Annotated in this window: 14 protein-coding genes, 1 tRNA gene and 1 pseudogene; all 16 read right to left on the bottom strand. The window is 33.1% G+C overall.

All coding sequences use genetic code 11. The features are described from left to right. Positions 1-40: 40 nt before the first annotated feature. Positions 41-2,008, bottom strand: a complete 1,968-nt coding sequence (locus STRUR_RS04710; protein WP_006739710.1) for a PTS fructose transporter subunit IIABC — start codon at positions 2,006-2,008, stop codon at positions 41-43. Then, the gene (gene pfkB / locus STRUR_RS04705) at positions 2,005-2,916 is read right to left on the bottom strand and encodes a 1-phosphofructokinase (protein ID WP_006740165.1); all 912 of its coding nucleotides are present in this window, start codon (positions 2,914-2,916) and stop codon (positions 2,005-2,007) included. The genes STRUR_RS04710 and pfkB overlap by 4 nt, the downstream gene beginning before the upstream one ends. Further along, positions 2,913-3,662 carry a DeoR/GlpR family DNA-binding transcription regulator gene (locus STRUR_RS04700; RefSeq protein WP_006739961.1) on the bottom strand — a complete coding sequence of 250 codons (750 nt, stop codon included), beginning with the start codon at positions 3,660-3,662 and terminating at the stop codon, positions 2,913-2,915. The genes pfkB and STRUR_RS04700 overlap by 4 nt, the downstream gene beginning before the upstream one ends. A gap of 123 nt (positions 3,663-3,785) precedes the next feature. Beyond that, positions 3,786-4,709, bottom strand: coding sequence for a 2-dehydropantoate 2-reductase (locus STRUR_RS04695; protein ID WP_006740407.1), 924 nt, complete (start codon positions 4,707-4,709; stop codon positions 3,786-3,788). Positions 4,710-4,721: 12 nt separating this feature from the next. Then, positions 4,722-5,783, bottom strand: a complete 1,062-nt coding sequence (locus STRUR_RS04690; protein WP_006740523.1) for a PTS sugar transporter subunit IIC — start codon at positions 5,781-5,783, stop codon at positions 4,722-4,724. Between the two features lie 148 nt (positions 5,784-5,931). Further along, a complete protein-coding gene (locus STRUR_RS04685) occupies positions 5,932-6,945 on the bottom strand; it encodes an NAD(P)/FAD-dependent oxidoreductase (RefSeq protein ID WP_006738985.1) in 1,014 nt (337 codons plus the stop codon). A 2-nt stretch (positions 6,946-6,947) separates the two neighbouring features. Continuing rightward, complete coding sequence (gene trmD, locus STRUR_RS04680; RefSeq protein WP_006739129.1) at positions 6,948-7,664, bottom strand: tRNA (guanosine(37)-N1)-methyltransferase TrmD; 717 nt, start codon at positions 7,662-7,664, stop codon at positions 6,948-6,950. Beyond that, positions 7,654-8,172 carry a ribosome maturation factor RimM gene (gene rimM, locus STRUR_RS04675; protein ID WP_006739606.1) on the bottom strand — a complete coding sequence of 173 codons (519 nt, stop codon included), beginning with the start codon at positions 8,170-8,172 and terminating at the stop codon, positions 7,654-7,656. Before rimM ends, trmD begins: the two co-directional genes overlap by 11 nt. A gap of 131 nt (positions 8,173-8,303) precedes the next feature. After that, positions 8,304-8,375 (bottom strand) — tRNA-Glu (locus STRUR_RS04670). Positions 8,376-8,704: 329 nt separating this feature from the next. Continuing rightward, the gene (locus STRUR_RS04665; protein ID WP_006738713.1) at positions 8,705-8,944 is read right to left on the bottom strand and encodes a KH domain-containing protein; all 240 of its coding nucleotides are present in this window, start codon (positions 8,942-8,944) and stop codon (positions 8,705-8,707) included. A 9-nt stretch (positions 8,945-8,953) separates the two neighbouring features. Then, on the bottom strand, positions 8,954-9,226 hold the full coding sequence (rpsP, locus tag STRUR_RS04660) for a 30S ribosomal protein S16 (protein ID WP_006739690.1): 273 nt from the start codon (positions 9,224-9,226) through the stop codon (positions 8,954-8,956). Positions 9,227-9,384: 158 nt separating this feature from the next. Continuing rightward, entirely contained in the window at positions 9,385-9,993 is a 609-nt protein-coding gene (locus tag STRUR_RS04655; protein ID WP_006739168.1) for a TVP38/TMEM64 family protein, read from the bottom strand. Beyond that, positions 9,986-11,227, bottom strand: a complete 1,242-nt coding sequence (locus STRUR_RS04650; protein ID WP_006740454.1) for an ABC transporter permease — start codon at positions 11,225-11,227, stop codon at positions 9,986-9,988. The genes STRUR_RS04655 and STRUR_RS04650 overlap by 8 nt, the downstream gene beginning before the upstream one ends. An 11-nt stretch (positions 11,228-11,238) precedes the next feature. Further along, positions 11,239-11,949 (bottom strand): ABC transporter ATP-binding protein, encoded by a 711-nt coding sequence (locus STRUR_RS04645; protein WP_006739889.1) that lies wholly within the window; start codon positions 11,947-11,949, stop codon positions 11,239-11,241. Then, positions 11,949-13,208 carry an efflux RND transporter periplasmic adaptor subunit gene (locus tag STRUR_RS04640; protein ID WP_006739322.1) on the bottom strand — a complete coding sequence of 420 codons (1,260 nt, stop codon included), beginning with the start codon at positions 13,206-13,208 and terminating at the stop codon, positions 11,949-11,951. The genes STRUR_RS04645 and STRUR_RS04640 overlap by 1 nt, the downstream gene beginning before the upstream one ends. Positions 13,209-13,382: 174 nt before the next feature. After that, a pseudogene (locus STRUR_RS04635) lies at positions 13,383-13,913 on the bottom strand (carbamoyl-phosphate synthase large subunit); the annotation flags it as partial. Positions 13,914-13,944 lie beyond the last annotated feature (31 nt).

The following is a 13,944-nucleotide window of genomic DNA, read 5'->3' as shown; positions in this document are numbered from 1 at the left end:
TTTGAAATAAAAAAAGAAAGTGAAACACTTTCTTTTTTTATTAAGATTTTTTACGTAAAGCTCCAAATAGAAGACCTGAAACAACTGCCCCAATAGCAATGAACACTAGATAAAGTAATGGATTACTTGTCAAAGCAATAACAAAGATACCACCATGAGGAGCCATTAATTTGATTCCAGCTAAACCAACTAAGGCACCTGTCAAGGCAGAACCTACGACAAAACTTGGAATTGCACGCGCAGGGTCAGCAGCACCAAATGGAATAGCACCTTCAGTGATGAAAGATAATCCCATAACAATATTTGTTAATCCAGATTGACGTTCTTCTTCACTAAATTTATCTTTAAAAACAAGTGTTGCTACAAATACTGCAAGTGGAGGTACCATACCACCAGCCATTACAGCTGCCATAACTACAGAACCACCATTAGCCACAGTTGCTGCAAGTGTACCTGTACCAAAAACATAGGCTGCTTTATTTACTGGACCACCCATATCAACAGCCATCATGCCACCTACTAGTAATCCCATAAGAATTGCAGAACTTCCTGATAGGCCTTCAAGGAAATTATTAAGTGCAGTATTAATAGCTGCCATTGGGATATTGACAAATAACATGAGGAAGCCAGTAATAAGAACACCTAACAATGGATACAATAAGATTGATTTGATTCCTTCAAGAGATTTTGGTAAGCTAGAAAGTAATTTTCTAAGTAAGAGAATAACACCACCAGCTAAGAAACCACCTACTAAAGCACCTAGGAATCCTGATGGCACTCCCGCAAGTGATAGACTTGCTTTTCCACCTTCTGCAAAAGGAACCCTTCCAAATGCTAGACCACTAGAAGCTATAGATCCTGCTACAAACCCAGCTACTAAACCAGGTTTTTCAGCCATTGAATAAGCAATATATCCAGCTAAGACGGGTAACATAAATGCAAATGCTGCACTACCAACATTCTTAAATAAAGCAGCAATTTCATGATATGACCCTAAATTACTTAATTGATCTTTTGGAACACCAAGAATATTATCTAATAGAAAGGCAATAGCTATCATGATACCACCGCCAATAACGAATGGTAACATTTGTGAGACGCCACCCATTAGGTGTTTGTAAAATGCTGATCCAAGACTTGATTTTGCTTCAGTATCATCTGACTTTTTAGCATTTTGATTTTGAGCATGGTAAGTTATTGCTTTAGCATCAAGAATAATATTAATTAATTCTTCACTTTTTTTGATACCATCAGCTACTGGCCTAGATACTAAAGGTTTACCATCAAAGCGATCCATTTCAACTGCTTTATCAGCTGCAACAATAACACCTTTTGCTCTTTCAATATCCGAAGCAGTTAAACGATTACCAACACCAGAAGCACCATTTGTTTCCACTTTGATATCAACACCCATTTCAGCAGCTTTTTTCTTTAAAGCTTCTTCCGCCATATAAGTATGCGCAATTCCAGTTGTACATGCAGTAACTGCAACAATGAAATCGGAATGGTCTTGAGCAGATTGGACAGTTTGTGTTGGTGCTACACTCTCTTCAGTGATACTATTTTTATCAAAAATTGAAATCACTTCGTCTGGTGTTTTTGCTTGACGTAATTGATCTGCAAAGCCATCTTTCATCAAATATTTTGATAATTCAGCTAACGCTGCTAAATGTGTGTCATTTGCACCTTCGGGTGCAGCAATCATGAAGAATAAATCAGTTGGTTGACCGTCTAATGCTTTATAATCAACTCCTTTTGATGATTTAGCAAAAAGTACAGCTGCCTCATTTACTGCAGTATTTTTGCTATGCGGCATAGCAATCCCATCACCTAAACCAGTTGATGTTTGTTCTTCACGTGCTACAATTCCTTTTTTAAAAATTTCAAAATCAGAAACAACATGTTCTGACACCAATTTTGTAACCATTTCATCAATAGCTGCTTCTTTTGTTGTTGCTTGTAAATCTAACAACATAGTATCTTTTCTTAAAAGATCTTGGATTTTCATCTTTTTTCTACCTCTACTTTTTCATAAGTTTCTTTAATAAATGCTAAACTAGCTAAATCATCTGAGAATGCTGTTGCTGTTCCACAGGCAACACCCCATTTTAATGCTTCGATTGGATCTTGACTTTCAACAAAATGTCCTGTGAATCCAGCTACCATTGAATCACCTGCACCTACTGAATTTTTTACATTTCCTTTAATAGGTTTAGCAAAATAAGCAGCTTCTTTAGTGACTAACAATGCACCATTTCCGGCCATTGAAATAATAACATTTTGAGCACCTTTATCTAATAATTTTCTAGCATAAGTCTCGACATTATCTAAGCCCTCTAGTTTCACATCAAATATTGCTTCTAATTCATGATTGTTAGGTTTAACTAATAATGGTTGGTATTGTAAAGCATCCAATAGATTTTGACCTTCAAAATCACAAACCACTTGAGCACCAGTATTTCTAACTAATGGAATTAAAACTTGATAGACTTGGTTTCCTAAGTGACTTGGTGCAGAGCCTGCAAACACAACTGTGTCCTTATCTGATAATTGATTTAAAATCACTTTTAATGTTTCTAATTCCTCATCTGATATTTTTGGTCCGGAACCATTTATCTCTGTTTCATCATCTGCTTTAATCTTGACATTAATCCTTGTATCTTCAGAAACTTGAACAAATTGGGTAGTAATTCCCTCTTTTTTCAGACTGTCTTCAATAAATTTCCCAGTAAAACCACCTAAAAATCCGGTAGCAATACTGTCTTTTGACAATCTTTGTAAGATTCGACTAACATTTATGCCTTTTCCACCGGGATATTTGTCATCACTTGTCATACGGTTAACACCACCAACTTCAACTTTATCGAGACGAACAATAAAGTCTATAGATGGGTTTAGTGTAACTGTGTAAATCATATTTCAATCACCTTCATTTTCTTTTTCAATTTTTTTAAGAGTAAATGATCAGAAGCTTCTATTATCAATGATACCTTGTCAACTTTTGCAACATTAACAAAAGATATCTGTCCTAATTTTGAAGCATCAGACAAAACAAATGTTTCTTTTGCATTGGTGATCACAGCTCTTTTTAGGTAAGCTTCTTCAACATCTGGAGTTGTTAAATAGTGTTCATCAATACCATTCATTCCAATAAATGCTTTGTCAAAGTTGAAATCATTTATTTGTTGAAGAGCAGTATGACCAATACTTGCATCAGTAATCTGTTTCACAAGACCACCAATAATAATCGTCTCAACACCTGAATCAACTAATTGTGCTGCATGATGAATTGAGTTAGTTACTACTTTAATATTTTTACCTTTCAAATAGTCAAGTAAAAAAGCAGTTGTTGTTCCTGCATCAATAAAAATCACATCACCACTATCTATCAATGTAGAAGCTGTTAAAGCAATTTTATTTTTCTCTTGAGAGTTTTTGACAGATTTTTGTTCAATACTCAATTCTTCTTGTAGCGAATGATGAAGCTCTGCTCCACCATGAACTCTATAAAGTTTGTGTTCTTCTTCAAGTTCATCTAAATCTCTTCTAATAGTTGACTCTGAAGTCTCTAGGAGTTTAATAAGTTCTTCCAAAGAAACGTAATTTTCTTCTTTAATTTTATCCAAAATCAACTGTTTCCGTTTAGATTTTAAAATAGGCATGCTCCTTTCTGGAATCGTTTACAATCCTCATTATACTCTCATCTTTTTCTTTGTCAAGCATTTTCTATCATTTTCTTTCAAAAGACATCAAAAAAGAATTCTAGTTAACTAGAATTCTTTTTTTTATTTGATTCCTAAAATAGATTCTTTAGCATGTATCATTTGCGTAATCATTTGACAGTATGGTGTCTCAAAACCAAATTTTTCAGCTTTTTTAGCAACTGCACCATTTAAATAATCTATTTCAGTTAAACGATGATTTTGCACTAAATCTTGGTGCATAGATGGATAATGATGCGAAGCTTTTTTTGAAATTTCCATTACATATTTGACGATTTCTTCTTCATTCAAGTCAACACCTTCAGCTATACCTACCCTAACAAATTCATGAATAATTTCTTTAACCAAAGCAAGACCATATTCACTTGCAAATACTTGACCTATAGTGCAGTCAAGTAATGCACAAGTAGAATTCATTGTTCCGTTAACACAAGCCTTACGCCAAATATTCGGCAAAACATTCTCATCATATGTTGCAGCTAATTTCGCTTCAGTCAGCATTTCAGCGACTTGATAGCCAGCATCCTTATTCGAAGGATCCATACTTTGAAGATGTAAACCACCCTCACCTTCTAAGTGCGCATGACCTGGTCCTTTTAATCCTGCAGTCCAGATGGTGACACCCATTAATATTTTCTGTTCAGGAATATATTGACGAATGACATCTGCATGACCTAGTCCATTTAACAAACACAAAACTTTGGTTTCTTTTCCAATAATGCCTTTAATATCTTGCAACATTTGAGGCAGTTGCATTGCTTTTGTAAACAAAATAATTAAATCTGCTTCTGTTGTAGCTTCAGTTGGTTTCATAATAGGTAGCTTTACAGTTTCTTCAACATCACCTGTAATTTTTAACCCATTTTCCTGAATAGCCTTAATATGGTCTTCCCAATTATCAAGTAAAATAACTTGATGATTTGTTTTTGAAATTTGATATCCAAAACGGCAACCCATAGCCCCAGATCCAGCTATATATACTAACATGTTGTTCTCCTTTTAACCTTCAAAAATAAAAATATGATCTTTGTAAATTTTCAAAACATCTTTACAAATTTTGTGTGCACTATAAGCAATGGCAAATGGTATGATTATCCAAGCAAAAATAATGATAACTATGTGACTTCCACCAGCTAAAGAAGCTATTGGGCCAACTAGTCCAACTAAACCAAAACCTGATGATGCTGGTGTTCCAATCAAATGAAAGATTGGTACTGTTAAAGATGAAAGTGCAGCCGTTACCAACATAGGTATTGCCATTACAGGATGTTTCAAAAAATTTGGCATCATCATTTTCATTGCACCTAATGCAATGGCAATTGGTACACCAGACTTATTGACTTTATAAGTTGCCCATACAAGAACAGCCGTAGTTGCTGCGATCCCCATAGATGCTGCACCAGCAGCTAAACCATCTAAACCTATAGCTAATCCAATTGCAACTGTTGAGATTGGACTTACTATGATCAAAGAAAAAGCCATTGCGATCAGAATTGACATTAAAAATGGTTGAAGTGTTGTGAATGAGTTAATAATTTGACCAATAAGTGTTGTTACATAGGAAACATAAGGTAATATTTTCCATCCAATATAACCAACCCCTGTACCTATAATAATTGGTAATAAGATAATTGTTAAAGAGCCAAATTTGTCTCCAAACCACCTAATTGCTATAACAGCCAAACTAGCTGTAATCATCATATTAATCAGATCACCAATTCCTTTTAATTGGAAAGTTCCTGTTGCTACTCCTTTTTGAATTACTTCAGTATATAACCAAGCACCAGAACCAATATAAGCAGCTCCACCAACAACTAGTTGTTGCATCGGAGAAAATTTAAATTGTTGTCCGATAAGAAAGCCTGCCATAACTGGTGTAAAAAATTGAAAAATTTGTACAATATGTAAAAATTCTGCTGCTGTTGAATTTGGTAAAAGTGGCTTTAATAGTGTTGCTAAAATAGCATTCGGAATAAGTGCAACAACGATAGCAGTTGCTGTTCCCGATAACACTTTATTGATAAAAGTTCCAAAAGTTTCTTTCTTTGATGTTTCTTGCATCATAGACCTCTCTTATTTTTTTGCAATATATATCACATTTGTTAGTTAATTATATCATATAAAAAAGGGAGTGTCATGACTGTTTTTAATATTTCCTATTCATTAATATTATAGTTCTATAAATTATGATAATAAAAAAAGGATTATATTAATCCCTTTTTTCTTCAAGTAATGTAGAAGAATGTACTAGACGATTATCTCTTTCAGGATATACATATTGCATAACTTGGTTGACAGCCATTGGGGCTTCTCCGAATCCTGTTGCTATTAGATCGACTTTTCCACTATAGTTAGCAGCATCTCCAACAGCATATACACCTTCTCGAGACGTTTCAAATACAGAATTAACATTAACACTTGTTCTCTTATAGTTAACATTCCAATTTTTGATATTCTTATTTGATGTTGAAAATCCAAAACTGACGATAAGATCATCAAATGTTAAAGTCTTTGTCTCTTCTGATTTTACTTTTTGAATGACAAGTTCTTTAGCGCCATTTTCATCGCCATTTAAAGCTAAAGGTTGATAAGGTGTTAAGATTTCAACTCCTGAGGCTTTCAATAATTCAACACTATGTTCATGTGCTCTAAATACATCTCTTCGATGAACTATCGTTACACTTTTTGCTAGCCCATATAAAGCTAGAGCCCAATCAACAGCTGAGTCACCTCCACCGCAGATCACAACATCTTTATTTTCAAATTGATCTAATTTGTGAACATTATAATAGATATTGTGATCAGCATACTTTTCTTCATTCTCTAGCCCTAAAGGTCTTGGTGTAAATGCTCCATTTCCACAAGCAATTATAATTGCTTTTGAGTAATGGGTTTGTTTTGAAGTCACAATCGTAAAAATATCATTTTCTTTTTCAAAAGTTAATACTTCTTCTTTTAAACTATATGTGATTCGGTCATCAAATCGCTTCAATTGTTCGATTAAGTTCTCAGTTAATTCTTGCCCTGTAATAGCGGGATAAGCCGGGATATCATAGATTACTTTTTCAGGGTATAAAATGGCAGGTTGACCACCTAATTCTGATAAACTCTCGATGATATTTACAGTTAAACCTCGTAAACCAGCATAGAAAGCTGTGAACAAACCTACCGGTCCACCCCCAATTATTGTTAAGTCAACTAGTTTATTATTTTCCAATACCAATTTTAAAGCTCCTTCTTGATGTTATTCAAAATCTCTTCTTCTTCAGCAGATAATTCATAGAAGTTTAATAAATCTGGTCTTCTCAAATAGGTTTTTCTAAGACTTTCTTTTAATCGCCATTTCCTAATATTTTCATGATGTCCACTCATTAGAACTTCTGGCACTTTCATTCCTCTGTAATCATAAGGTCTAGTGTATTGTGGATATTCAAGTAAACCAGATGAAAATGAATCTTCTTGATGGCTTGATTCCTTTCCTAGAACCTCTGGAATCAATCGAACTGTAGCATCAATAATTGTCATTGCTGCAAGTTCACCACCAGTTAAAACAAAATCACCTAGAGAAATTTCATCAGTAACTAATGTTTTAATCCGTTCATCGTAGCCTTCATAATGACCACATATGAAAATTAATTCATTTTCTTTAGCTAAATCTTCTGCTATTTTTTGGGTAAATTTTTTACCAGCTGGATCGAGTAAGATCACTCTTGGTCTTGTTGAGTTTAATGACTCAATCGTATCAAATATTGGTTGCGCTCTGAGTAACATTCCTTGACCGCCACCATAAGGTTCGTCATCCACATGTCTTGATTTTTCCGCAAAGTCTCTAAAGTTATGATAATTGATATCTAAAAGATTTTTTTCACGAGCTTTTCCAATTATTGAATGCTCTAAAGGTGCAAACATTTCTGGAAAGAGGGTTAAAATATCAATTTTCATCGTCTAATCCTTCTAATAACTCCACATCTACCCTATTGTTATCAATGTCAATAGTTAGAACTACCGATGGAATATAAGGTAATAGCAAGTCTTTCTTACCTTTTCTTTTAACAATCCAGACATCATTAGCTCCAGGTTGAAGAATTTCTGAAATAAAACCAATATAGTTATTGTTCTCAAAGACTTCTAATCCAATGATTTCATGATAATAATATTCACCCTCATCTAAATTGGAGAGATTTTCTTCTGCTACTTTTAACATGAAGCCTTTGTATTTTTCAATGTCGTTAATATGGTAATGATCTTTAAATTTAATGATTTCCATATTCTTTTGTGTCCGGTGACTAGCAATAGTAACCTCTTTTACAAATTGATCCTTAGAATCAAATAAGGCTAAATGACTTCCTTTTTTAAAGCGTTCATCAATAAAGTCAGTTACTGCTAAAACCCGCATTTCTCCTTGTAAGCCTTGTGTATTTACAATCTTTCCAACATTAAAGTAATTCATTTACTAATTTTTTCTCCACTTTTTCTCATTGAGCTGCTTAAATAGCTTCAGTCCTTATTTTAACATGAAATGACTTTTAAAACCAAGCATCGTGCAAAAAAAGCCAGAGAAAACTCTGACTCTTTTCTAAATAGTCCGTACGGGATTCGAACCCGTGTTACCGCCGTGAAAAGGCGGTGTCTTAACCCCTTGACCAACGGACCTAGACACACTGTCTTGTGACAGACAACAAAATATATTTTACCTTATGATCTATCTCGTGTCAATAGATTTTCTGTATTTTTTTTGATCTTTTGGTTTGTTTCTCGATATAAACGAAGTAAAGACAAAATTCCAAATAAAATGACTAAACACAAAATCAAAATTGATATCATTTTTTCTCCTAAATATGATGCAAACATCCTATTATTCTATCATCAAAAGATGTAAACTAATTGATAATTAATTTTTATTTTAGTTAGCCAGTTAACTTTTATAGCTTATCATGATTTAAAAATCTAGTCAACAAAAAAAAGAAGCTTGTTAGCTTCTCTTACTTCTCATCAATAATGAGCCTTACTTTTTTTTCTTGTGTTGGTACCGAATAGACAATCGATCTTATTGCTGTAATAGTGCGACCTTTTTTACCGATAACACGACCGATGTCTTCTGCATCCAAGTCCAAATGATACTCTAAAAATTCTGGAGTATCTTCAATTTTGATTGTTAGATTATCAGGATGTGAAATCAGTGGTTTCACAATAGCGATAATAAGATTTTCAATGGTATCCATAGGCTTTTATTATTTAGAGTATTTTGATTCGTGGAATTTAGTCATAACTCCAGCTTTTGAAAGAATATTACGAACTGTATCTGAGGGTTGAGCTCCTTTTGATAACCAATCCATAATACGATCTTCTTTTAAAGTCACTTGGTTTTCAGCAACTAGTGGATTGTATGTTCCAACAGTTTCGATGAAACGTCCATCACGTGGTGCACGTGAATCTGCAACGTTAATACGGTAGAAAGGTTTTTTCTTAGAACCCATACGAGTTAAACGGATTTTTACTGCCATTTTTTTATTCTCTTTTCTTTTAAATATTATTAATAATAGTTCAGCAAGACTGTATCTTACTTTACCTTTGCTATTATACGATAGTTCTAAACACATGTCAAGTTTTTTTCTTGACAGCTTTTAATAAACTAACTAAAAAGTTATTTAATTTAATATGCTTATAGTAAATGACGTAGCATTTGACCACCGTAAATCCAAAAATAACTATAAGTTATCATTGAGATTGGGCGACAAATTAAGATAATAGAAACAAAACGTTTTAATGACATTTGACTTAATCCAGTAATCATGACCATGATATCTGCAGGAGCCATTGGTGAAATCATATTGAGAATAAAAATTCTTTCATAGGTTTTTGTTGCCAACTTTTTATCATATTGTCTTAATTGTTTTTCCTTTATAAATAAAAGAATGAATGGTCTACCAAATCGTCTAACTAAATAAAATAATATAAGGCTTCCAAGTGAAATTCCTAAAACATTCAAAAGTAAACCTAAATAGGGACCAAATGTCATAAAACCAACTACAGTTGTTAGTCCACCAGGGATAATAGGAATAACGACCTGTATTATCTGTAGGAATAAAAATCCAATTGAACCTAAAAATCGGTGCCCTTTTAAAAGGTGTGATAAGGCTTTAGGATTATTTAAAATATCTAGATTTTTGAAAAGATAGTATATGGCTATGATAGTAAAAATAATTGACAAGGTTCCAATTACACGGACAAGTTTTCGCAATTTTTTATGATGTTTTGTTAAGCTATTCATACCTTAGGGCCTCTATCGGGTCTAATTTACTTGCTTTGTTTGCTGGTAGTAAACCAAAAACAATTCCGACGAATGCTGAGAATAAAACACTTATGACAACAACAATAAATGATATCTCTGGGCGTATGTTTTGTGCAGCTAATGCTGGTCGAATTCCCAAGACTGCCAAGTAAGCTAAAGTTAAGCCTAACAAACCACCTAATATCGTTAATACCATTGATTCTATTAAAAACTGAGCTAATATTTTTTGTCTAGTTGCACCCAAGGCTTTTCGTAAACCAATTTCTCGAGTTCTTTCAGTAACAGAAACCAACATGATATTCATAACTCCAATACCTCCAACTAATAAAGAGATACCAGCTATAACACCAAAAACAAGCGTAGTCATTGTTGCTATTTTATTGGCTTGTTTAACAATACTATCGAGATTGTAATTTTCATAGAAACCATTTTTAGTTCTTGTTAAAGCCGTTAACCTTCGACCAACATTTTTTCCTATTTTATTAGCTTCTTTAACATCATTAATATGAAAGAAAATTTGATCAACTTCTTTAGCACCAAACTCACTTGCCACTTGTGTATTACTCATAATGGCATTGCCACCACTTGATAATCCAGCTTGACCAGAAGTATTTGAATCTTTATAAACTCCTACAACAAGATAAGATTTATTAGCTATCAATACTGTTTTATTTAAAGCATCTTGATGAGTCTTAAAAAGTTTTTTTGATAAACCTGACTCTAATAAAACTATTCTACCAAATTTATAATAATCCTGTCCTTGAAAAGCTCGTCCTGCTAAAATTTTTACATTTTTTAATGATAGATAGGTTTTATTAATACCAGTTATGGTGACATTTTTTATTTCTTTTTTACCATAGCCTATCTTACTAGAGGCACTATTAGTGATGTAATAGCCACTCACACCATCTGTTTCTTTAGCTGCTTTTGAAACCATATCTTCAGTTAATTTTGGTGCTTTTTCTTCTGTGGTAGTCTCGTCTGAGACATAATTTGGATCTTTTTCTGCTTCTTTTTGAGCCCAAGTTTTAAAATAAACATTTAAGTTTTTCTGTTCTTTATTAACTTGATCTCCAACACTATTTTTTAAGCCTTGTCCAAGTGCCATAATGATAACCACTGAAGCAACACCAATAATGATACCTAACATCGTTAAAAATGAGCGCATTTTATGCCCCAATATTGAACTAAGGGCAAATCTCCAATTTTCCATGTATTCCTCCCTTAATCAATTCGAACACTTTCTGTTGTATCTTTAGAAATCTCACCATCTCTAATAATGATCTTCCTCTTTGCAAAGTCAGCAATTTCAGGTTCATGGGTAACCATAATAATGGTTTTTCCTTCATTATTTAATTCTGTTAGCAAAGTCATTATTTGCTCACCAGTCTTAGTGTCCAAAGCTCCCGTAGGTTCATCAGCTAAAATAATCGATGGATTATTAACTAATGCTCTAGCGATGGCAACACGCTGTTTTTGTCCACCAGATAACTCTGAGGGCAAGTGTTTCATTCTGTTGACCAATTCAACCTTTTCTAAAAATTGAATTGCTAGTTTTTTACGTTTGTTAATATTGACACCAGCATAAACCAATGGTAACTCAACATTTTGAATAGCATTTAATTTAGATAAGAGAAAAAATTGTTGAAAAACAAAACCAATTTCCTTATTTCTAACTTTTGCTAGTTTTTTATCATTTAATAATGAAACATTTTGACCATTCAATTCATATTGTCCACTACTTTCTCTATCTAAAAGTCCAATGATATTCATTAGAGTTGATTTACCTGAACCAGATGGACCCATAATAGCTAAAAAATCACCCTTATAAACAGTTAAATTGATGTCTTTTAAAACCTGCAATTGTTGGTCTCCATTTTGATAATGTTTACCAATGTTGGTCAATTTCATTAATTCTATTCTATCTTCAGGCACTATTTTTTCACCTCAGATTTCATTTTACCTTGACTCGTCTTTGAAGTGTCTGTCGATTTGATGTTTTCAATTTTTTGACCATTTTTTAATGACTTTGTTGGATTGGTAATCACAATCTCACCGACTTTCAACCCCTTTGAAATTTCTTGATTAGATGCATCTGAATTTGCTAAACCAACTTCTTTTTTACTCACTTTTGCTGTTGAATCATTGTAAGTCCAAACATAATGTTTTTTACCTTCACTTACAAGTGCCTTTAGAGGAATTAGTGGATATTTATTAGGATTAACAACTTCAACTGAAACACTGAAACCTTGCTTTAATTCATTTAAAGGACTCGTAATATCAGATTTATATTCGTAAGCAGCACCATTATTTGTATTATCGTTTGAATCTGATGATGGTGAATTAGCATTATCTTTTGGATAATTAGAAATATAAGCCATCTTTCCAGTCCATTCTTTGTCAGGATAAACTTTGGATTTTATCTTCACATCTTGACCAACTTTGATATTTGCCAAATCATATTCAGTCATATTACCTTTAACTTGTAATTGTCCCTCTGAGACCACATGAACAATCGTTTGACTATTTTTTGAAGATGGATCAATATCTTTATTAACCTCAACAACAGTCCCATTAACAGTACTAGAAATAACCGTATCATCTAAAGCAGACTTTGCTTTTGTCACTTCAGATTGCGCATCTGCATATAAGTCATTTAAATCCTGCAATTGTTGGTTATAGTTAGATCCTTGTTGGGTAGTTTGTTGTGTGGTTGGTTGTACAGAAGAATCTTGTTGGCTACTATCACTACTACCTGATTCTGTTTCTGATGCTGGTAGTGGTACACCATAAGTTTTTAAATAATTAATTTGACGACCGATTTTATTTAATTTTCGATTTGCAGAATCATAGGCTGCTTGAGCTGTTGTTGTATTATACTGAACCAACTGTTGTCCTGCTGTAACTTGATCACCTACCTTGACTGTAGGAGTCGCTTGAGTACCTTTTGAACTATCATAATAAACATACATTTCATTCAAAGCTTTTACAGTCCCTGATAATAATGTAGTAGATGACGTTGAACCTTCTTTGACATTTTGAACCTTGTAGTATTTATCAGCTGTTGAGGAATGGTTTGAATTTTGTTGCATATGGAAAAGATAAGCTCCAATTCCAATGACACATATGGTACTTAGAGACGATATAATTACTTTTGTTTTTACTGTCATTCTTTTTTTCGCTTTTTTGGCCATACAATTTCTCCTATTTTGTATTAAACATTTACGACAAGTATAGTATTTTATCATTTTATTGTCAATTAGTTTTAATGCTTTTAACTTTATTTAAGTTATAATTCTTATTATAGTGGAATAATAAAAAAATTAGCTTACAGTTTTGTAATAAAAAAAGATTGATAAAATCAATCTTTATATGCTTTTTATTTGAAAATTTTGACTTTCAAGAACTGATAACATCGCATTGACAGTATCTAAAGAGGTAAATAAAGGAATACCATTCTCAATGGCAGTTCGTCTAATTATTCGTCCATCTTTATCACTTTGACGATTTGCTCCTACAGTATTAATGATTGCTTGAACTTGTTGTTGTCTAATAAGCTCAGGTATCGTATTTTGATGGCTTTCTATTTTTTCAACTACCGTTGTCAAAATTCCTTTACTTTCAAAGAATTTAGCAGTCCCAATGGTAGCAGAAAGTTGATAGCCTAAGTCATAAAATCGTTTCGCTAAAATGACTGCTTCTTTTTTATCTTCATTTGCAACTGTGAAAACAATAGTTCCAAATTCTGGTAAATGAAGATAGCTTGCTTCAAAAGCTTTATATAAAGCTTTTTCAATACTTTTATCACTTCCCATTACTTCACCAGTTGATTTCATTTCTGGGCCAAGAAGACTATCTACTTTATGTAGTTTTTCATAAGAAAAAACTGGTGCTTTCACACCTCTAAAACTAATAGTCTATTTCCCATTT

Source organism: Streptococcus urinalis 2285-97 (assembly GCF_000188055.2).
GTDB classification, from domain to species: Bacteria; Bacillota; Bacilli; order Lactobacillales; family Streptococcaceae; genus Streptococcus; species Streptococcus urinalis.
Note: the sequence above shows the minus strand (reverse complement) of the source record. Positions and strands in the feature narration are given on the sequence as shown.

Coding starts and splice junctions, on each gene's coding strand:
- STRUR_RS04710 (WP_006739710.1), bottom strand. CDS start 2,008: ATGAAAATCCAAGATCTTTTAAGAAAAGATACTATGTTGTTAGATTTA.
- pfkB (WP_006740165.1), bottom strand. CDS start 2,916: ATGATTTACACAGTTACACTAAACCCATCTATAGACTTTATTGTTCGT.
- STRUR_RS04700 (WP_006739961.1), bottom strand. CDS start 3,662: ATGCCTATTTTAAAATCTAAACGGAAACAGTTGATTTTGGATAAAATT.
- STRUR_RS04695 (WP_006740407.1), bottom strand. CDS start 4,709: ATGTTAGTATATATAGCTGGATCTGGGGCTATGGGTTGCCGTTTTGGA.
- STRUR_RS04690 (WP_006740523.1), bottom strand. CDS start 5,783: ATGCAAGAAACATCAAAGAAAGAAACTTTTGGAACTTTTATCAATAAA.
- trmD (WP_006739129.1), bottom strand. CDS start 7,664: ATGAAAATTGATATTTTAACCCTCTTTCCAGAAATGTTTGCACCTTTA.
- rimM (WP_006739606.1), bottom strand. CDS start 8,172: ATGAATTACTTTAATGTTGGAAAGATTGTAAATACACAAGGCTTACAA.
- STRUR_RS04665 (WP_006738713.1), bottom strand. CDS start 8,944: ATGGATACCATTGAAAATCTTATTATCGCTATTGTGAAACCACTGATT.
- rpsP (WP_006739690.1), bottom strand. CDS start 9,226: ATGGCAGTAAAAATCCGTTTAACTCGTATGGGTTCTAAGAAAAAACCT.
- STRUR_RS04655 (WP_006739168.1), bottom strand. CDS start 9,993: ATGAATAGCTTAACAAAACATCATAAAAAATTGCGAAAACTTGTCCGT.
- STRUR_RS04650 (WP_006740454.1), bottom strand. CDS start 11,227: ATGGAAAATTGGAGATTTGCCCTTAGTTCAATATTGGGGCATAAAATG.
- STRUR_RS04640 (WP_006739322.1), bottom strand. CDS start 13,208: ATGGCCAAAAAAGCGAAAAAAAGAATGACAGTAAAAACAAAAGTAATT.